The 19,026-nt window shown below is 42.6% G+C and carries 20 protein-coding genes and 2 pseudogenes; 9 read left to right on the plus strand and 13 right to left on the minus strand.

Translation table 11 applies throughout. From position 1 onward, the window contains the following. Positions 1 to 415 precede the first annotated feature (415 nt). Positions 416 to 1,072 (plus strand): Qnr family pentapeptide repeat protein, encoded by a 657-nt coding sequence (locus MD588_RS13955; protein ID WP_265697971.1) that lies wholly within the window; start codon positions 416 to 418, stop codon positions 1,070 to 1,072. A gap of 62 nt (positions 1,073 to 1,134) precedes the next feature. Here MD588_RS13955 and MD588_RS13960 read toward each other — a convergent pair whose 3' ends face one another. Then, on the minus strand, positions 1,135 to 1,497 hold the full coding sequence (locus tag MD588_RS13960) for a cupin domain-containing protein (protein ID WP_265697972.1): 363 nt from the start codon (positions 1,495 to 1,497) through the stop codon (positions 1,135 to 1,137). Positions 1,498 to 1,632: 135 nt separating this feature from the next. Between MD588_RS13960 and MD588_RS13965 the strand changes: the two are divergent. Then, a pseudogene (locus MD588_RS13965) lies at positions 1,633 to 1,869 on the plus strand (alkaline phosphatase PhoX); the annotation flags it as partial. A 71-nt stretch (positions 1,870 to 1,940) separates the two neighbouring features. On the opposite strand, the gene MD588_RS13970 reads toward MD588_RS13965, so the two are convergent. Further along, a complete protein-coding gene (locus MD588_RS13970; RefSeq protein ID WP_265697973.1) occupies positions 1,941 to 2,777 on the minus strand; it encodes a GNAT family N-acetyltransferase in 837 nt (278 codons plus the stop codon). Positions 2,778 to 2,905: 128 nt separating this feature from the next. Between MD588_RS13970 and MD588_RS13975 the strand changes: the two genes are divergently transcribed. Further along, the gene (locus MD588_RS13975; RefSeq protein WP_265697974.1) at positions 2,906 to 3,388 is read left to right on the plus strand and encodes a GreA/GreB family elongation factor; all 483 of its coding nucleotides are present in this window, start codon (positions 2,906 to 2,908) and stop codon (positions 3,386 to 3,388) included. An 83-nt stretch (positions 3,389 to 3,471) separates the two neighbouring features. Here the strand turns inward: MD588_RS13975 and MD588_RS13980 are convergent, their stop codons facing one another. The 9 genes and pseudogenes from MD588_RS13980 to MD588_RS14020 all read right to left on the minus strand — a co-directional run bounded on the left by MD588_RS13980 (position 3,472) and on the right by MD588_RS14020 (position 11,657). After that, a complete protein-coding gene (locus tag MD588_RS13980) occupies positions 3,472 to 4,899 on the minus strand; it encodes an NAD-dependent succinate-semialdehyde dehydrogenase (protein ID WP_265697975.1) in 1,428 nt (475 codons plus the stop codon). A gap of 179 nt (positions 4,900 to 5,078) precedes the next feature. Next, positions 5,079 to 5,528 (minus strand): GNAT family N-acetyltransferase, encoded by a 450-nt coding sequence (locus MD588_RS13985; protein WP_265697976.1) that lies wholly within the window; start codon positions 5,526 to 5,528, stop codon positions 5,079 to 5,081. Beyond that, entirely contained in the window at positions 5,525 to 6,388 is an 864-nt protein-coding gene (locus MD588_RS13990; protein ID WP_265697977.1) for a patatin-like phospholipase family protein, read from the minus strand. The genes MD588_RS13985 and MD588_RS13990 overlap by 4 nt, the downstream gene beginning before the upstream one ends. A 245-nt stretch (positions 6,389 to 6,633) precedes the next feature. After that, positions 6,634 to 7,272 (minus strand): SDR family oxidoreductase, encoded by a 639-nt coding sequence (locus MD588_RS13995; RefSeq protein ID WP_265697979.1) that lies wholly within the window; start codon positions 7,270 to 7,272, stop codon positions 6,634 to 6,636. A gap of 129 nt (positions 7,273 to 7,401) precedes the next feature. After that, positions 7,402 to 7,887, minus strand: a complete 486-nt coding sequence (locus tag MD588_RS14000; RefSeq protein ID WP_265697981.1) for an acyl-CoA thioesterase — start codon at positions 7,885 to 7,887, stop codon at positions 7,402 to 7,404. A 350-nt stretch (positions 7,888 to 8,237) separates the two neighbouring features. Next, a complete protein-coding gene (locus tag MD588_RS14005; protein ID WP_265697982.1) occupies positions 8,238 to 8,771 on the minus strand; it encodes a hypothetical protein in 534 nt (177 codons plus the stop codon). Beyond that, positions 8,759 to 9,481 (minus strand): annotated as a pseudogene (locus MD588_RS14010) (ABC transporter ATP-binding protein). Before MD588_RS14010 ends, MD588_RS14005 begins: the two are co-directional and overlap by 13 nt. A gap of 350 nt (positions 9,482 to 9,831) precedes the next feature. After that, entirely contained in the window at positions 9,832 to 10,626 is a 795-nt protein-coding gene (locus tag MD588_RS14015) for a LytR/AlgR family response regulator transcription factor (RefSeq protein WP_265697983.1), read from the minus strand. Next, positions 10,623 to 11,657, minus strand: a complete 1,035-nt coding sequence (locus MD588_RS14020; RefSeq protein ID WP_265697984.1) for a sensor histidine kinase — start codon at positions 11,655 to 11,657, stop codon at positions 10,623 to 10,625. The genes MD588_RS14015 and MD588_RS14020 overlap by 4 nt, the downstream gene beginning before the upstream one ends. 558 nt (positions 11,658 to 12,215) lie before the next feature. On the opposite strand from MD588_RS14020, the gene MD588_RS14025 reads away from it, so the two are divergent. The 4 genes from MD588_RS14025 (at position 12,216) to MD588_RS14040 (ending at position 16,100) form a co-directional block, all read left to right on the plus strand. Next, positions 12,216 to 12,944 carry a nitroreductase family protein gene (locus MD588_RS14025; protein ID WP_265697986.1) on the plus strand — a complete coding sequence of 243 codons (729 nt, stop codon included), beginning with the start codon at positions 12,216 to 12,218 and terminating at the stop codon, positions 12,942 to 12,944. A gap of 56 nt (positions 12,945 to 13,000) precedes the next feature. Further along, positions 13,001 to 13,543 carry a hypothetical protein gene (locus tag MD588_RS14030; protein WP_265697987.1) on the plus strand — a complete coding sequence of 181 codons (543 nt, stop codon included), beginning with the start codon at positions 13,001 to 13,003 and terminating at the stop codon, positions 13,541 to 13,543. 290 nt (positions 13,544 to 13,833) lie between these two features. Further along, positions 13,834 to 14,373, plus strand: a complete 540-nt coding sequence (locus MD588_RS14035; RefSeq protein ID WP_265697988.1) for a heme NO-binding domain-containing protein — start codon at positions 13,834 to 13,836, stop codon at positions 14,371 to 14,373. A 2-nt stretch (positions 14,374 to 14,375) separates the two neighbouring features. Next, complete coding sequence (locus MD588_RS14040; protein WP_265697989.1) at positions 14,376 to 16,100, plus strand: ATP-binding protein; 1,725 nt, start codon at positions 14,376 to 14,378, stop codon at positions 16,098 to 16,100. Positions 16,101 to 16,145: 45 nt separating this feature from the next. Here MD588_RS14040 and MD588_RS14045 read toward each other — a convergent pair whose 3' ends face one another. Further along, positions 16,146 to 17,327, minus strand: a complete 1,182-nt coding sequence (locus MD588_RS14045) for an amino acid aminotransferase (RefSeq protein ID WP_265697991.1) — start codon at positions 17,325 to 17,327, stop codon at positions 16,146 to 16,148. A gap of 257 nt (positions 17,328 to 17,584) precedes the next feature. Between MD588_RS14045 and MD588_RS14050 the strand changes: the two genes are divergently transcribed. Together MD588_RS14050 and MD588_RS14055 are read left to right on the plus strand one after the other, a co-directional pair. Beyond that, entirely contained in the window at positions 17,585 to 17,896 is a 312-nt protein-coding gene (locus MD588_RS14050) for a DUF3081 family protein (protein ID WP_265697992.1), read from the plus strand. Between the two features lie 314 nt (positions 17,897 to 18,210). After that, positions 18,211 to 18,378 (plus strand): hypothetical protein, encoded by a 168-nt coding sequence (locus tag MD588_RS14055; protein ID WP_265697994.1) that lies wholly within the window; start codon positions 18,211 to 18,213, stop codon positions 18,376 to 18,378. A gap of 62 nt (positions 18,379 to 18,440) precedes the next feature. On the opposite strand, the gene MD588_RS14060 is transcribed toward MD588_RS14055, so the two are convergent. Continuing rightward, on the minus strand, positions 18,441 to 18,839 hold the full coding sequence (locus MD588_RS14060) for a VOC family protein (protein ID WP_265697996.1): 399 nt from the start codon (positions 18,837 to 18,839) through the stop codon (positions 18,441 to 18,443). Positions 18,840 to 19,026: the final 187 nt, after the last annotated feature.

Genomic DNA, 19,026 nt, shown 5'->3' on the forward strand with positions numbered 1-19,026 from the left:
ATATAGCCAATCTACTTCAAGATACAGAATTCAGAAGGTCACTATCCAGCTCCATTCATGGAAAATGTGCAAAGGAGAGGATGTCGTTTTAAATGAATTTGACGCAGAAGTGAATTGGCTGAAGCCACTACAAGAGTTAAGGTATCATCAAGGAAATGTTAATAAAAACCCATAGTTAAGTTCTGATTTTCACAGAACCCACCAGTTCAACCAGAATCTCCATAGTACGCTGAGAGGGGCGATCCCGACCGCCTATGCAAAATTTTATATTTAGCGCCGTCTAGCTGCCTCTAGGGCGCTTAAAAGCCGTGTTTGATAAAGTGCAAAATAAAAGTAAAATCAACCGCTTAATGACTGGTTTTTTGACAACTTTCCCTAGTAAACTAATTCAAAACATAGCAACTAAGTAACAAGTATGATTGTTTCAGATAAGACTTTTATTGAAGAAAACTTTTCAAAACACGATCTCTCCGGTTCTGAATTTAAGCAGTGCAGCTTCTATCGATGTAACTTTGACCGAGCAGATCTAACGGATGCAGAATTCCAGGACTGTAAGTTCATCGAGCACGGTGATATCGAAGGCTGCAGCTTTGAATACACCAAGCTAAAAAACGCCAGTTTCAAAGAATGTGATTTGAGCATGGCGCAATTCGTCGGAGCCCAGTGTTTTGGTATCGAATTCAGAACATGTAACTTGAAAGGTGCAAATTTTAATCTGACCAATTTCTGTAATTACATCACTCAAAATACATTTTTCTGCTCCGTTTATATCACTGGATGCAACCTAGCCTATGCCAACTTTGAAAACCAGCGATTAGAGAAATGTGATTTATTCGAAAATAGATGGAATGGGGCCAACATGTACGGTGCCTCTCTTAAAGGCTCAGATCTAAGTCGCGGTGAGTTTTCCGAAGAGCAATGGGGGCAATTCGATGTTGAGGAGTGCAACTTATGCCATGTCGATCTAACCGGACTTGACCCTAGAAATGTAAAGCTCAAAGGCGTCATGATCTGTGACTGGCAACAAGAGCAACTACTTGAACCTTTCGGCTTGATTGTATCACCAGGTTGATGTGCTAATTCGCGTAGATATATGGGATTTTAGCCCCATATATCTACCAAAGGTCTGAACAATCAAGCCTGACTCGGCGTCGAAATTTCTAATACGATACATTCCTGCTCACAAAGGAACGGTCCGTGAATCTCACCTGGTAAACGGTTGGCGTAATGCCCCTGCTCTAACCATGTCTCGTTCGCCTGATCATATAACCTTCCAGAGACAATAAACACCTCTTCCGGATAAGCATGGCGGCAAGTGCCATAAGGAGAAGTATCAGCCCCAGCTCTAAAACGAGTCAGGCGGGTATAGTCTCCGGTTATATCATCTATGCTAAGCGTCACTTGCTCAATCATTCCATCTGTACCATCAACAGGTTGCCAACGGTTATGGCTCGATTCCGATAAAGCATTCCAGTACTTCACTGCGTGTTTGGTCACTTACTAGCCTCCTTGCTATTTACAATAGAAAACGGGTTTACTACTTAGGGATGTCCCTTAATAAGTTTAAGGCAGAACAGCAAAACACACCTCTGCTCGTATCCTGAAACTTGAAGTCACTTGTATATATTCGGTAACCAGACGCTCTATGGTGACCCTGTAACTGGAGAGGTGCGTCGATTCTTAACCGGCCCAATAGCCGATGAAATTACTGGTCTTACTTTCAGCCCAGACCAAAAGACCATATTTGTGGGTGTTCAGCACCCAGGGGAAGAACTTGCACCTTCGCATTTCCCGGATGGCGGTAATAGTATCCCTCGCTCCTCTGTCATCAAGGTCAACCGTACTGATGGCGGCATCATTGGTACGTAACAAGCGATTAGTTTTGGTGTTAATAACAAATGGCGAGCTGAAAAGCTCGCCATTTTAATTTCTGATGAGCTTTAATCTGCTAGCAATGGGTGCCATTTTTCATGTTCAGCAATATAGTTACTTATAAAGCCGCATACTGGCAGCACCCGGTAACCTTCAGATTGAATTTGACTCAAAACCTTATCCATCAGGATAGATCCTATCCCCTGTCCTCTCATAGAAGAAGGCACTTCAGAGTAAGTCAGGTGCAATACATTGTCTTCCTCACGATAAGTAACTAAAGCATAAACCCCAGGTGAGACTTCCATCCGATACTCATGCTTTTCTCTGTCATGCTCTACGGTATAATCCTTTTCTTCTGCCATTGCTGTTCTCCCCTTTTGTTTGATGCCATCTTCGATCACAGCCCTCTTGCCCGGTTCAACTCTACAGCTAAACGTTTCCAGCAGCTTCTGTAATTTAGGGGTGATTTGGTTAATGCAAAATGGCTTTTGCGGATTGGAATAATAATAGTCTTGAATCTGCACCCTTGAAGGTTCAAAGGCTTGGTAATCAAGAACACGAGTAATCAGTGGTTGTTCAAACTCCTGCTGCAAAGTGGTAAGACATTCTTGTGCCGCTTGCTTTTGTGCTGGTTCAAAAACATAAACAGCCGAGCGATACCTTTCACGTAATGCATGCATAGAGGTACAGCTATGGGTATGCAAATGAATTTCAATGACAGTTTGTAGATCAATGACCTGTTCGTCATATTCAATAACGATTCCTTCGGAGAAACAGTTATCGCCCGCCGAACTCAACCACCCTTGAGAGACACGCGTTACGCCATTCAATGATCGAAAAATAGCCTCGGTACACCAGTGACAGCTACCACCAAGACCGATTCTTTGTAACGCTAACTCTTTCAATCGCCACCTCTTAGTACGGTATTGATGAAAAAAACAAGATAAACCATGAATACCTATCCAAATGTGATATTTAGCCAGCTTTCGGGTACGATGCTCTTCTTCACCGACAATTAAAGATGATTAGATACATGGATAAAGCGCTGTTACTCAAACATATTATAGATGAGCTAAAAAATGTTCATCAGGCTGCCGTGGACGCGGCAACACGCGCCTATGAAACAGCGACCCATGAGGAAAATGCACCGGAGCATAAATACGATACCCTTAGCCTCGAAGCGTCCTACCTGGCGCAGGGACAAGCTCACCGGGTAGCCGAATGCGAAGAAGACCTCGCAAAATATGCCAAACTAGATGCCAGGCCGTTTGCTAATGAAGATCCCATCGCTCTTGGGTGCTTGATTCATCTTGTCGATGAAGACGATACCGATAAATATATCTTTCTTGGCCCTGCGGCAGGTGGCCTGAAGCTCACTTTTGAAGGGAAGGAAATCATCATTGTTACCCCGTCAGCTCCACTCGGAGAAGCCCTGTCTGGCCAACAAGTCGATGATGCGGTTGAAGTTTTTATCGGTGAAGACCGAAAGTTCTTTGATATTGTGGCGTTATTTTAACGCCATAACACACAACGAACCCAATATTATGACTAAAGTTGGACTGATATCGGCTAACTGATGATGACCGGATTAATTGGACCTTAGATACCTCCAAAACACAGGTATTTGATCTCAAGATATTCATCAATCCCCTGTTTCGCTCCTTCGCGCCCTAGCCCCGACTGCTTCACCCCACCGAAGGGCGCGACTTCGGTTGAAATGATGCCTTCGTTGATTCCCACCATGCCGTATTCCAGTGCTTCGGCTACCTTCCATACGCGGCCGATATCTCGGCTATAGAAGTAACAAGCCAGTCCATAGATAGTATCGTTAGCCATCTCGATAAGCTCTTCGTCATTATTGAAGCGAATTATCGGCGCTACCGGGCCAAAAATCTCTTGCTTAACGATATCCATATCTTGCTGTACATTCGTCAATACGGTCGGTGCCATAAATAGTCCGGGCTGAGGCGTATCACCATAGGCTACTGTCGCTCCTTGCTGTATAGCTCTATCAATAAGAGCCTGAATACCGTGTTTTGCTTTTTCCTCAATCACAGGACCGATAACTACGCCATGATCTAAGCCATTACCGATTTTCAGTTGCTTGACGACTGCAACAAACTTATCAACAAATGAGTCATAAACCCCGTCCTGTACATAGAACCGATTGGCACAAACACAAGTTTGCCCGGCATTTCGGAATTTTGATGCAATCGCACCCTGCACCGCTTTGTCAATATCCGCATCATCAAACACAATAAACGGCGCATTACCGCCAAGCTCCATCGATGTACGTTTCACATCATTGGCACATTGAGCAAGCAACAAACGACCAACCTGGGTTGAACCGGTAAAAGACAATTTTCTTATTTGCGGCTGACTGCAGAACACCTCGCCAATCATACTGTTGGACTGATTGACCACCAGTGTCAGCAAGTCGCGAGGGATCCCTGCCTGATAAGCCAGTTCCGCTGTCGCATATGCAGACAGCGGAGTTTGATTAGCAGGCTTGGCAATAAAGCTACACCCTGCCGCCAAGGCTGGTGCGGCCTTGCGGGTGATCATCGCAATGGGAAAATTCCAGGGCGTAATTGCAGCAGCCACACCGACTGGCTGCTTTATCGTCACAAGACGACGATCACCCATAGGTGCCGGTATCGTTTCGCCGTAGGTACGTTTGGCTTCTTCGGCAAACCATTCGATAAATGAAGCGCCGTAAGCCACTTCTCCTTTGGCTTCTACCAGTGGTTTACCCTGCTCAAGCGTCATCAGACGCGCAAGGTCTTGTTGGTTTTCCATCATCAACTGGAACCAACGACGAAGAATGCCGGCGCGTTCTTTGGCTGATCTTTTCTGCCACATTTTTTGTGCCTCATGAGATCGGCCAATTACAGCACCAATCTCATCGCGACTTTGGGTCGCAATGTGACCAAGAATCTCACCCGTCGCCGGATTCTCAACGGCAAGGGTTGTTTCTGATGGCTCGCATAAAAAAGAAATCAGCGAGCGGTTTTTAATTGACTGCATAGTAACTCCATAAGGCTGCTTCAAAACGTTATTGCTTAAAGTATCGTAAAACGCACGCGAGAAAGCATACTCTGCCTGTTCACAGCATCACGGGAATTATTCGCATTCACCATACCAACTAAAATAATACAAACAGGCTGCAACTGCAGCCTGTACTGATTCAATGTGTATAACACCTTCTAACCAAGCAAATAGGAAAAAGGAATACAGCCTCCCGGCAACGCTTTCGGTTCACCTACCTGATGAAAGCCAATAGTTCGGTAAAAGTCTTGAGCATGGGTCGATGAACAGAGTTTCACTATACCTTTTGGTGATTTACCCCGACATTGTGATAAAGCCTCTAGTACGAGTTGCTTACCAATTCCTCTCGCATGGTGATCTGGCGCCACAAACAGACTCACCAGATTCCAATACTCCTTAATCAATACAACTCCCACAATTCGGTCATCAGTTCGATATACCAAATGCACAGTATCGTTAGCATTATTTCGCCACCAATGCATATTGCTTACGCATTGAGAAACAAGCTCGTTAGCTTCATGGTTAGTTACATCAATACAAGTCTTGATTGCTTCCTCTATCAAAACCGTTATTTCGGGAATATCTGTTTCTATTGCCCTTTCTATCACATTGCTTCCCCAGCAAAATTTAATGATTTAGATGCATCTATTCCTAATTGATAACCAGCATTAAGTTTTTTCCAATCGGTAGTAATCCGACCGACAGCAAAACTCTCCGGCGGCGCGATGACGTGCAAAGTGCAATCCTCTGGGGGGCTGTTAACAAATTCAATCGCTCGGTTATAGCTATCTGCACGGCTAATCATGGCTTCAGCCAAAATAGGATGCTCGGACAATAACTTTTTCACTAACCACTTATTTTTAACTTGTGACTTGGTATAGCCAAGCGGTCGTGATAGAACGACAGTAATGTCTCTTGCCCCCATTTCATAAGCCTTCACAACTGGAATAGAATCAGCAACGCCACCATCTGTCATCGGTTCGTCACCAATTTGCGGATATTGGCGATAGGCTATTGGTACCGAGCAAGATGCCTTCAACAACTCATTCAAATTATCAGGTGTTGCTTGTATATATACTGCTTCGCCGGTTTGTACTTTTGTCGTTACCACATACAACGGAATAGGTTGGCTTGCCATTGCCTCGGCATCGATATTAATCTCTCTAATGGTTATGTCCCATAACCAATCAAGATCAAGCCAATGGCCTCCTTTGATGAAGCGTTTGAAGTCGATAAATTCCGGACGGCATGAGTAATCAGTGATGACCTTATAGCTTCTGCCTCGCTGGTTCGCCAACCAGGCCGCCAAGTTAGTTGATCCCGCAGATACACCAATACAAAAATCAAAGGGGCGATAACCACTATCAATGAAACTGTCGAGAACACCTGCCGCAAAAATCCCTCTCATCGCGCCTCCTTCGACAACGAGTGCGGATTTGGGCGCTTCTTGATTGATCTTCTGTACCATACTGAATCCTTTCTGACTGTACAGCCTTCAGTTTAGGGCATAAAACCTAATCCGGTCTGAATATGAACTCAAAAAACAGTCCAATTTTTAAGGCAGCCAAACACAGAAAATAGCGCATCCGAGTGTTATGGCTAAAATCCGCGCTAGCTGCCCAAAATAGCTTGAAGATATGACCATCGCCATTTCGATTGCTACCACGAATTTTGAACCAATAACGATGGTAGGGATAATTTAAGGAAAACACCCTAGCGCTTATAGACAAACTCTGGATCAACACACTCATAAATCTGGCGAATTGAAGTATCGTCAGCAAGCAATTTCAGCGTCAAACGCGCAACTTCGCTTCGGCTAATTAGGCCATGAACCTCTTTACCCTGCGACAATTCACCGCTTTGACTCACAGCCCCATCTTGCAAGCCGCCAGGCCTCAGGATGGTATATTCTAGCAGACTAGTCTGAAGCCATGACTCGGCTAAGCTTTTTTCACGGACAGCTTGACCAAAAGCAGCCTTTGCTCTTTCAGGAAGCGTAGCCCAGGAGTCACCACAGCCTAATGACGTCACCATCAAGAAGCGCTGTAGCTTATGTTCTTCGAGAAGATTTATAAGGTGACGATGTCCAATATAGTCCACTGGCTGACTCGCACGAAAACTCCCCATGGTTGAAATTACCCAAGAGTCTGGTGAAGCTTGGCGCAATACATGTTCGATATCTTCAGGATTTAATCCATCGCCTTTTATGACAGAGACCCCGGCATCAGCTAACTCAGTAGCAGAATCCGGGTCCCTCACCATTGCTGTTACTGGATGCCCCTGCTCACGATAATACTTTGCAATGGCCAACCCTAAACCTCGACTTGCACCAAAAACAACCAATTCCTTCATCAATTCTACTCCTCACGAATAATTGCAAATGATTCTAATTATTATTACCAACAAAGACAAAGGAATATAACTTGTTATTGATTCAGGTTAAGTTAGTGAAATCGTCAAGCCCTCAGGCGATCAACGGCTCTATTTTAAATATTTAACGTGAGCTTCCATCTCTTCGCCAATCTCTTTGCGCATATTCATTAATTTGATCGCCGAATCACGGAGCATCTTATCTTCTTCTGTCTGCGGTACCCACTCAGGCACAGAGGTAGGTTTGCCTTGTTCATCAACAGCAACCATTATCACGATACAATGTGTAGTAAGCCGCCTTTCTAAGGTTTTCGGGTCACTTGCCTGAACATCAATAGCAATATGCATTGAAGATGTACCGGTATAAATAACCTTTGCACTCACCTCAACAAGATTACCAACATGGATTGGGGCGACAAAACGAATACCACCAGCATAGGCAGTAATACAGTATTTCCCACTCCACCCGGCAGAACATGCATAAGCTGCCAGATCTATCCATTTCATCACAGCCCCGCCATGAACCTTGCCACCAAAATTGACATCACCCGGCTCAGCGAGGAACCTTAATGTGACATCACGTTGTCCACCATCCATACAAAACTCCTCAACGACTGCATTTTGGCATTCAATCAACCCCAAAAATGCAACATAATCAATACACCACCACTAATTCAAACTAACAACTTTAAAGCATTTATCAAGCAATATAAGCTGATAGACAACCGATGAATGCACAGGGCAAAAAAAAAGCGCCCTGTGAGCGAGGCGCTTTAACTATTTGAAAGATAGATTATTCAGTATAATGTGAAGGCTCTTCTAACTGTCGCTGAAACTCTTCTATACGTTTGTGTAAGCCGTCTTTCTCGGCGAGTATTTTCCTTTCTCGACAGTAAGGGCATTAATTGTTGTTACCTATGCCTGTTATCAATTTTTACTGAGTTTCATTATGATGCAGTGGCGCTTCGGTAACACCTTTCCTTGTCTACAATTGCCCTAACCGTATACAGAGCTGATAACAGTGATGTACCACTCACAATGAGCACCATCATACCCCCTTCAATCACAATCAGTAGCATACGCGGTTCAGCGACTAACTGATAATGAAGTACAAAATAGGTGGCAATAAATACTCCAAATATTGAAATGCACAGAGCTTCCATCGCCAGACTAAATAACATTTCCGTTTTATACATCCCAATGATAGTGAATACTTTTAAGGTTGATATATTTGCTAATAATTTACTTGTAGTTATTTTAATCGTTCCGGCAATCAAGCACGCAACAAGAATGAACTGACTTATCGAGCACACCTTTTGTAGAGTATTACTTACTGATTCAGACGTACAAAAGTCATAGGTCCGGATAAGCTTCAATGCAACCGCACTGGTACTCACCAAACAAACTAATAATAATGTATAGCGCCACTGAGTAATCAAGCTACCCTTCACTAACTTAAGGTGTAACACTATATTCCCCATGGAAGCGCCTCTGCGACTTTTCTCCGCTTCAATAAGGCTAATGGTACATGTTCAACGACGAAACCATCTTGCAAGTGAATAGTCCGATCGCACTGTGCTGCAAGATCTGCATTATAGGTTGTCATCAATACAGCTGTACTTAACTCTTGCCCCAACCGCTTAATATGCTCTAAGATCCCGATCGCTTCGTCATATTCTTGATATGCCGTTGGCTCATCGGCGATTACCGCAACAGGTTGATTAATGAACGCCCTAGCAACAGTTACCCGCTGCCTGACTTCAGCACTTAGTTGCTCGGGTTTTAAATGAGAAAACCGACTAATTTCGAGCTTATTCAGCATTTCAACAACACGACCGAGCCTCTCCATCTTAGGTACATTATTAAGAATTAGCGGAAACTCAATGTTTTCAAAAACAGTGTAAGCAGAGACCAAATTGAAATCAGGAAAGATAAACCCCATCTTTTCACGGCGAACATCTATAGCAAACTAAGATGTTTTTGTAACCGCGGTACCTCCGATAATAACTCTTCCCTTATAGTTGTTATCTAGCAGGCTACAAATGCTTAATAACGAACTTTTACCAGCTCCCGATGGCCCGCAAAGAGCAACAACCTCACCGCTATCAACATAGCCATCAACACCTTTTAGTGCATCATAACGATAATGTTCCAAACTGTAAGTTTTTTGTATTCGCTGAAATTCAATCATATTTCCTCATTGAGTTCAGGGGGATATTAAATCCCCCTCTCCCCCAAGGCTGTCTCATTGTTTAGTGCCAACTAACGTTATTTTATAATCTAAGACAGCGTGCTTCTTGATTCATTAAAATGGTCACCTGGTTATTTTATTGCTAGGATAACCAGCTGTTTATATAGTCAGAATATATGTAACGAAAAATAAGTGAGTATGAATGCGATAAACGGTAATAAATACGGATAAATGGAACATAGCGCGATAAGTTGCATAGATAAGCTCCAATTGCTCAATCCAAATGTCACATATTGTTATGTTAGTTGATTAGTCTACGAACAGTCGTCGGTAAACTATTATGACTTGGTTTACATTTGCTTAAATAGTCCTTGAGCATTTCGGCTCACCGCAAGCTTTACCTTACCATCACACAAGTAAACAAACATCCGTCCGGCAAAATCACGCTTCACTCGCTCGATCGCATCAACTCTAACTATCGTAGCACGGTGAATTTGCCAGAATAAATCAGGCTCCAGCTGTTTGATTAGTTCCTTTAATGGAGTACGAATGACATATTCATTGTCGTTCGTATATACACTGACATATTTGTCTTCAGCTTTCAGGTAATTCACGTCATCTACTGAGACCAAGCAAATATCATCTCCTTTACTTGCTTTTATCCAGCGTAAATACTGACTGCGAGGAGAAATAACTCTTGCAACTAAACGCTCAATCGCAGTGACAGTAGTAACATCAGTACGATTGTTCTCTGAATGAATAGCCGAAAAGTATGTCTGTACCCGCTCGCAGGTAGTCATCAGGCGCTTTTCATTCAAAGGTTTGAGTAAATAATCAAAAGCGTGTTCCTCAAAAGCTTGAATGGCATATTCATCGTAAGCCGTGATGAAAATAATAACAGGGATCTTATCTATTTTATTAAGCGCCTTCGCAACCGATATTCCATCGAGACCTGGCATGCGAATATCTATAAATGCGATATCAGGCTTATGTTTTTTTATACTGGCTAATACTGTATTGCCATCAGAGTCGCAGGCAACGACATCAAGTTGAGGCCAAACTTCAGCCAACGAACGATTTAAATGGTGACGCAATAAAGGCTCATCGTCGGCAATTACCGCAGTTATTGTTTGCTGGCTAATCATGATAAATACTCTCCGGGAATTAGCTCTATTCTGGTGGTTACTCCACCACTCTCAGGTGCAGAGATAGATAAGTATGCTTTTTCCCCATACAGTGCTTTTAAACGCTGACGTATGTTATCAAGGCTAACGCCGTGTCCATGCTGGAGCGGTGCACCTTCGAAGCCAACACCATTATCCTTTATTTCAACCAACAAACGCTCTTGGTGGCAAGATATAAACACGGCAACCTCTCCACCTTCTTCACGAGGCTCTATACCATGAAAAACGGCATTCTCAACTAACGGTTGTAACATATGAGGGGGAATATCCCATTGCTTATCTACGTCATCATCAATGACTAATCGATAAGTCAGCCTGTCACCCAAACGCATCGATTGAATACCTAAGTACGCATCAAGCAAGTCAATCTCGTCCCCCAACATTATCCATTCGCGACGACTCTTCTTTAGGCTGATCCGAAGTAATTCAGTTAACCTGACTAATAATTGCTTCGCTTTATTGGGGTCTGCGTCGATCAATACTTGCAAGTTCGCAAGGGTATTAAAAAGGAAATGGGGTTCGATTTGGCTTTGCAGTACCTGCAGTTGGCTAACTACCAATGCTTTCTCTTGCTCAGCTTGAGTCAACCTTGCCTGGCGTAACTCACTCTCATATAACAATGCTTTTTCACGATTGTAGAAAAAATAGTAAATCAACGTGGAGAAGAACAATGAGAAACCAACCAGACTAAAAAAGTCGTTCCCACCATCTTGAACCGGATACCAAACCGACCACATCATGGCATGGAGCGTTCCCAGAAAAAGGGTTCCTCCAACAACAAGGAAAAAGTGTAAAGATGAGCGCCATGAAGGCCAGTAATATTGAATAAGCAAGCTGATTGCATTACAAATACCACCATAACCAAACGCAATAATCAGATGACGACTAAATTCCCCGCCCCTTATCATGAAAGTAATCAACGCAATGCCAATACATAAGCAGATACTGATACATATGTCCCGGGCGGTAAGATTAAATCTCAAAATATTCATTCACACCCCACAACTTTCCACCATGCGCTCAACCAACAATATGAAACACAGCGATTATACATACACTGAAAAATATGACTGAGATGATTTCAGCAAAAATGGGGGTGAAAACCCATTTCAAGACTCAACTATTGCAATGAGTTGGCTTACAGCAGCATGGAACTATCGCATAAAAATAGGCTGCCTGAATGCGTTAAGATAAGGATTCAGCGGCCAGTGAATACCTTTCCCTTATAAACGGCGCAGTCTTTTAGCTAAAAATAAGACCTCGCACTCAGAACAGCCTAGCAAATTGTATTTTCATTCATCTTTCCATGGTACAAGTTCAACAAAGATATCGCCTATTGCTTGCACAAGCATAAGATTACTCAATTACTGAGTTATTACGTTTCCCTTGTGACAAATCGTATTTAAATTGACTGAATGGCAGATATCGCAGATAAATGGGAATTCACTCGCAATAAGTGCTGTTGGTAGCCTCTATTTCACTTATATCCAAGCCACCTCAAGATTGCTATGATAAAGCTTGCCTGTATTTTTGAGTTAATCTAATTCTCTATGTCAAATTCTAAAACCGTTTTCAGTGAACTAATTCAGTCACGTCGCTCAGTAAGAAAGTATGAACAAAATATTGAGTTTGACCATCAAGTAGTCGGTCGCTCTCTTGAGCTCGCGACACTTTCGCCAAATAGCTCAAATATGCAATTATGGGAGTTTCATCGGATCATCAGTGAAGATAAGCGGGAGCAACTTGCTGAGATCTGCATGGGGCAAAACGCGGCCAAAACGGCCAGCGAACTTGTTGCTTTTGTTGTGACTCCCTATAAATGGAAGTCTCGTGCAGAGATCAACGCAGCGCATATTCGCCAGGCCTTTGATGGACGAGAAGACGCAACGGCAAAGCGAGCTTTAAAGTATTATGAGAAGCTTATTCCCTTCATTTATAACAATGACCGATTCGGTTTTTTTGGTATCGGACGTAAAATTTTTAGTTACTTTCTCGGACAGCGAAAGCCTATGGTTCGTGAAGTAAGCAAGAGCGATATCCGCGTTTGTCTGCACAAAAGTAGCTCCTTGGCCGCAATGACATTCATGACAGCAATGCAAGCTGAAGGCTATGATACGTGTCCGATGGAAGGGTTTGATTCTCAACGGGCCAAAAAACTACTAGGCTTACCTAAACAGGCTGAAATCACCATGATCGTAAGTTGTGGTAAACGCGCTGCAGATGGCATTTATAGTGACAGACACCGAGTCGCTCACCAAGACGTCATTTTTAACCATTAATTGACCACTCAGTCTGAAAACCCATACCTTATCAAGCTAATTTACGGTAAGGTGTGGTGGAATTTAAATTAAGAACAGATGATATGCAGGCAAAGATTGAACAACTCATAGAATTAAAGAAAATCTGGATGGCCAGCCACATTACTGAGGCTGAATTCCCAACGCCACTAAGTAAAAAAGGGCTGGCACTATACCAGTCTAGCCAGCAAAAACAGTCAACTGAACTGATATCATCAACTCCCGATACAGCCCTTAATTCTCTAACGATTTATCCAGTTGACTGCCACCCATTAACGATTCGTTACTCGTTGATTTTGTCCTCAAAATGGCAAAATGAGCAGGAAAAAGAAGCGGTTATTGAGTACCTAACCCAGATTATGTTTGAAGCTGGCTCTCCGGCGCAATTATTTGTAGGCTTCTACAAAGGAAAACCTGTTACTTGTGGCATGATTTTTCAACCAGATAATGATGTTGCTCTTATATCTGATGTGCATGCTCTTCCCCTGGCAAACCAAAAAGAGCTTATTAATGAAATGGAAAGCTTCTTAATTAACAGGGTACATTCCGACAACGTTCAGTTAGCCATCACCCGCGGTTAACCTCTAGGGTGTGCCCTTAATTTAGTTGCAGCTATCGCTACTGCTATTTTCAAGCAGAGCAACTGAAAAATGATGCGACTAGGTAGGCCAAAAAATTATGGACATACCCTAACGTTTCGTCAGAAAGGTCCCCTCTTCTTTTCTGACGATAGTTAGCTTACTCAATTCTCCGCTTTCACTCTTGCTATTTAACCTCAGTTACTTTGTATACCCATTTCTTTGTTATTGATTTTTGACGCGTCTTCTATCCCTTACCATAATGGATGAAAGAGCTACTGAAGGGTTATAAAATGAAAGGAATCATTTTTACTGAGTTTTTAGACATTGTCGAAGACAGCTTTGGCCTTGAAGTTTGCCAAGAAATGCTCGAACTAGCTAATGATGATGGTGTTTATACAGCTGTCGGCAGTTACGACCATAATGATCTGGTCAAACTGATTATTAGTTTAGGAAAAGTCACCGGTATATCAACAGAGACACTTCAGGAAATATATGGTGAGGCCGTTTTCCCCCGCCTCTATCGCACCTTGCCCAAGCTGGATAAATTTCAACAAGATACGTTCAGCTTTATTAAATCTGTAGAAGAGCATATCCATACAGAGGTTAAGAAACTCTATCCTGATGCGACACCACCGCACTTTGATTTTTTATCTGAAACTAAATCCCATATGCTGATGGACTATAAATCGGCTCGCTGTATGTCTCATGTTTGCAAGGGGCTTATCAAAGGCTGCGCCAAGCATTTTCATCAGAACGTCCAAATTACCATGGAACCCATAAATAAAAAGCAGAGTCACGTGCGCTTCAGTATCGATTTAATCATGGAGTAAAAATGGATAAAGATCAGCATATTGCTCTACTGCTTAAAAAGTTGCAGCGTGAAAAATCGGCTCGGCAGGAGGCAGAGAAACTACTTGAAGTTAAAAGCCATGAGCTGTATGACGCGAAGAAACTACTTGAACGCTCTCTAGAAAAGCTAAAAGCGCAAGCAGAGGTTGATTCTGAACTTTTATCATATCAAGCGAAGATTGAAACATTGTTACTTGAATATGGCAGATTATTTCTTAAGCACTCCCCTTCATTTCAAATAATTCAATCGCTTGCGGACAGTTTGGTCGATAACCTTTCCGTTACAGCATGCTGTATTGAGATATTATGTGAACCCGATGTCGGCATCAACACTTGTTATGCTTCTGGACGACGACAGCAATGGCAACGCCCACAGCAGCTAAACCAGGAAAAAGTATATTGGGACGAATCAGATGGTATTTTATGGGTATCACTCGATAGTGAGCATACTGTTCGGGGCTTTTTTGCTACACGTATCAACGCAACTGGTGTCTGGTTTCATACCATTAAAAAACATATGTCACTATTTAGTGAAATGCTTAGATCTTCTATCGGTAGACAACTGAGTTTAGAACAGGCAATAACAGCAAGAAATCGAGCAGAAGCCTCTGAGCAAGCAACACGTGATTTCTTAGCGATGATAAACCATGAATTAAGAACACCGTTAAACGGTGTCTTAGGATCAGCCGAGTTACTGGATGATACTCTTTTAACCCCACATCAAAAAAAGCTGCTTAATACATTGAACCATTCCGGAGAGTTGCTAAGAGCAATTATCAACGACCTCCTGGATTACAGTAAAATCAACGCTGGCATGTTGGAGCTTATAGAAAAGCCTTTCAACTGCCACAATATGGCCGGAATGCTTGAAGATATCTTTCAGTTTAGAGCATCAGAAAAGCAACTTACCTTTAAAATCATCTGTAGCCCTTCAGTTCCAAATTGGCTTATCGGCGATGAAGATAGAATTAAGCAAATCTATGTAAACCTCATTGGCAATGCGATCAAATTCACGGCAAAAGGACATGTTACTGTCCAACTCGACTGGCATGATAATCAGCTATTGTTTAACGTCAATGACTCAGGCTGCGGAATTGCTGAAGATCAACAAAGTAAACTATTCAAACCCTTCACTCAAGTTGATATCTCCAGCAAGCGTACCCATGAAGGTACAGGCCTTGGGCTGGCAATTTGTAAGCAATTGGCAAATCAGATGAAGGGAGAGATACAAGTTACCAGCCGCAAAGGAGATGGGGCGACTTTCACCGTGGCTCTTCCTTTGTCAATCCACCACTCATCAAACACCGACAGTAAGCGCACTCACTTCCAAAACCATCAAATTAATATGCTTAATGTGTTAGTGGTAGAAGATCTTAAAACCAACCAAATGCTTATCAAATTGATGCTTGCCAAAATGGGCTTGAATCCAACAATTGTTGATAATGGTCAACAGGCTATTGAGATTTTAAGCAAACAGTCCTTCGATGTAATATTAATGGACTGCAGAATGCCTGTGATGGATGGGTACAGCGCAACAAAAAAGCTGCGCGAGTCCGGCTACAATAAACCGATTTTAGCTTTAACCGCCGGCACGACATCGGCAGAGCGACAAGACTGTATCAACGCAGGTATGGACGATATTCTCTGCAAGCCATATCAGTCACAAGAGCTGAGGGAAATGCTCGAAAAATGGGGAGCAACTAAATAGCCCCCCACCTCGATATTGAATAGGTTCCACTAACAATATTTATTGCTAACTAGAAACACTCAGCAATGCCGTCGCCAAATAGTCCAGCTGCTGCTCCTGAAGACCTGCAATATTAATGCGGCCATCACCAACGGCATAAATCGCAAATTCATCGCGCAGCCGGCCAACCTGCTCGGGGCTTAAACCTGTAACAGAAAACATCCCTTTATGCTGTTCAATAAAGTCAAAGTCATCGGAACCCTGCGCACGTACTGCTTGAGTTAAACCCGTCCTTAAGCTCAACAGACGACCGTGCATTTCACTTAGCTCTTGCTTCCAGGTTCGAGTGAGCTCCTGATCACTGAGGATCGTTGCAACCAAAGCAGCACCATGATCAGGTGGCATAGTATAGGTAGAACGCGCTAAATTTAGAATACGTCCCTTGGCTTTTTGCGCAACCTTAAGGCTGTCGCTAATCACAATAGCGGCCCCTGTTCGTTCTCGATATAGACCAAAATTCTTCGAGCAAGATGTAGCAATAATCATTTCTTCAGTATTGTCTGCCATGTGTTTCAAGCCCGCAGCATCCTGCTCAAGACCATCACCAAAGCCTTGATAGGCAATATCAACAAAAGGCAGGAAGCCGTTTTTATTGGCAAGCTCTGTAATGGCCATCCAGTCTGCAAAAGATATATCGGCTCCCGTCGGGTTATGACAACAACCATGCAGGAGAACAACATCTTGTGGCCCGGCTTTCGCTAGCTCAGCAAGCATTGCGCTACTGTCTACTTGCTTAGTCGCTGGATCAAAATAGGGATAAAATCTCACTTTCAGCCCTGCCGCTTCCATAACAGGTTTGTGATTGACATAACTCGGGTTTGAAATCCATACCGTAGTATCAGGTTGAGCTAAACGCATCAAATCAGCGAGCATTCGTAGTGCCCCACTTGCTCCCGGGGTTTGAACGGCAGTTGCTCGTGTATGGGCAGAGGTATCAGTCAGAAGTAAATCCATCATCGACTGGTTAAACACTTCATTACCGGCTAGTCCGACATAAGCCTTGGTTGTTTGTGTATCCAACTGCTGCTGTTGCGCCTGCTGAACCGCTCTCATTATTGGTGTTTCACCTTGGCTGTTTCGGTACACCCCAATACCTAAGTCCATCTTATCTGCCCGGGCATCTTCTCGATAAGCAATTGATAGAGACAATATAGGGTCAAGTTGTGCTTCTCTGAGCTGATTAAACATCGGATTAATTCCATTTAGTGGCTATTCTTCATTTCAAACTATCATTTACATCTTTAAAGGTCACGATGAAATCGCCAAAAATATCAACATCCATTTTCCAGCTTACGCGCAAAAACGTGATGTATATCAAGCACAAATATTGATCTTAATTAACATTCATCCAACTTTACTTGCGGCAGTCTGAGCAAGACCTAAATTTATTAATGAGCCCAGTGTTTTTTGTTTGATTAAATCAAACTAATCGAATGGAGGTAACTATGAAAAATAGTGTTGATGTCCGTACCTTGCTAAGTGTATATGAGAAAATTAAAACTCAGGGAAAAGCCACAGAAACAGGCATTCGATTAGAAGATGTTACTTGTACAGAAAATCCTGATGGATACTGTGTCAGCCTTTCTGATAACAACGTCAGCCTAGATATCAATTTCCATAATACTTACCACTTCCATACCGCAAACGAAGATCCCGATACCGTCATTAACCAGACAACCACTGACTTTCACAATAATAATGAAGCGCAAATTCAAGAATTCATCCACAAATTAGCAGAGCTAGATAAAAAGTATTAGACAGTTTTTGTCAGCTCTATTGCCACCTTTGATAAGCTGCAGGCATGGTTTGATGTGTAGACATATACTATATAAAGCACCTGCCTGCACACCCATTCCAAATTGCACTAATCCCTTCATTTATTTGACATCTTCCTGACAAAGCAAAACTGTAAATCAATAACATATAAGCATCACTAACGAATAAAAAATCCAATTCCACATTGTTCAGTTTGCATTCATACAAGCTGTTATATCGTCTAAATCATAAAGTAGTTCCAGTCGATACAATGTGAAATAACTATTTTTCTGCTTAATTCAGAAAGAGGCACAAGATGCACACACAACAACTCAACGCAAAAGAGATAGATATTGTGATTGCAGCATTAGGTGAATGTTATCGCCGCCTGAGCGCTGCCGAAATGACAGCCAAAGAGCTATCTCAAGATGGTTTTGCTTTAATGTTTCAATCAGCATATAAACACCACGCTCAAGAACATTAACAGCCGCAAGAAACAAAAAAGCTCAGACTTTCGCCTGAGCTTTTTAGATTTCAGAGTCTGGCTTAAATATCCCAATCGCGATTTTGCAACACGACGCGGTAGCCATCCAAATCCTCAAATGTTTTACCGACCTCTTCCCAGTATGGATTATTTGATTCAACCACACTGAAACCAGCATCAATCATATTCCGACAGGCACGTTCCCAAACACGGCTGCAATCTATGTAAAACACCAGCAAGTTATCTTCACTAGGCGCACTACCAACGGTAGTTCCCTTCTGGTGAATAAACTCCAAATGGTAACCGTGCTTTTGATGGCCTAACACTGCACCATCAAAACCGTCATGATCGGTGAATTGTTTAAGCATCTCAAAGCCAAGTGCTTTGCTATACATAAGGGTTATTTGATTCAAGTTATCGGTAGGTCTGACAACACGGAGTGTCGCATCTCTAGGTATCATAGCCGTATCATCCTTTGATATGTCTTTATAACGATTGCCGCTGTCTTATTAATATTTCAAGTTCAAACAGCAACAATACAGGCTTCACCCCAATACTCACAGGGTTGAATATACACATACTTTCACAGCAATTTCGCATACCGTCAAGCCATTAGATTAATTAATCCTATTTGACTACCAGCTTTGT

Source organism: Photobacterium obscurum (assembly GCF_026191635.1).
GTDB classification, from domain to species: domain Bacteria; phylum Pseudomonadota; class Gammaproteobacteria; order Enterobacterales; family Vibrionaceae; genus Photobacterium; species Photobacterium obscurum.

Bases quoted from the DNA above. Each gene is read 5' to 3' on its own strand.
- MD588_RS13955 (WP_265697971.1), top strand. From the start codon at position 416: ATGATTGTTTCAGATAAGACTTTTATTGAAGAAAACTTTTCAAAACAC.
- MD588_RS14060 (WP_265697996.1), bottom strand. From the start codon at position 18,839: ATGATACCTAGAGATGCGACACTCCGTGTTGTCAGACCTACCGATAAC.
- MD588_RS13995 (WP_265697979.1), bottom strand. From the start codon at position 7,272: ATGAAGGAATTGGTTGTTTTTGGTGCAAGTCGAGGTTTAGGGTTGGCC.
- MD588_RS13990 (WP_265697977.1), bottom strand. From the start codon at position 6,388: ATGGTACAGAAGATCAATCAAGAAGCGCCCAAATCCGCACTCGTTGTC.
- MD588_RS14020 (WP_265697984.1), bottom strand. From the start codon at position 11,657: ATGAATATTTTGAGATTTAATCTTACCGCCCGGGACATATGTATCAGT.
- MD588_RS14050 (WP_265697992.1), top strand. From the start codon at position 17,585: ATGAAAAATAGTGTTGATGTCCGTACCTTGCTAAGTGTATATGAGAAA.
- MD588_RS14040 (WP_265697989.1), top strand. From the start codon at position 14,376: ATGGATAAAGATCAGCATATTGCTCTACTGCTTAAAAAGTTGCAGCGT.
- MD588_RS13975 (WP_265697974.1), top strand. From the start codon at position 2,906: ATGGATAAAGCGCTGTTACTCAAACATATTATAGATGAGCTAAAAAAT.
- MD588_RS14015 (WP_265697983.1), bottom strand. From the start codon at position 10,626: ATGATTAGCCAGCAAACAATAACTGCGGTAATTGCCGACGATGAGCCT.
- MD588_RS14000 (WP_265697981.1), bottom strand. From the start codon at position 7,887: ATGGATGGTGGACAACGTGATGTCACATTAAGGTTCCTCGCTGAGCCG.
- MD588_RS14035 (WP_265697988.1), top strand. From the start codon at position 13,834: ATGAAAGGAATCATTTTTACTGAGTTTTTAGACATTGTCGAAGACAGC.
- MD588_RS14005 (WP_265697982.1), bottom strand. From the start codon at position 8,771: ATGGGGAATATAGTGTTACACCTTAAGTTAGTGAAGGGTAGCTTGATT.
- MD588_RS14045 (WP_265697991.1), bottom strand. From the start codon at position 17,327: ATGTTTAATCAGCTCAGAGAAGCACAACTTGACCCTATATTGTCTCTA.
- MD588_RS14055 (WP_265697994.1), top strand. From the start codon at position 18,211: ATGCACACACAACAACTCAACGCAAAAGAGATAGATATTGTGATTGCA.
- MD588_RS13980 (WP_265697975.1), bottom strand. From the start codon at position 4,899: ATGCAGTCAATTAAAAACCGCTCGCTGATTTCTTTTTTATGCGAGCCA.
- MD588_RS14025 (WP_265697986.1), top strand. From the start codon at position 12,216: ATGTCAAATTCTAAAACCGTTTTCAGTGAACTAATTCAGTCACGTCGC.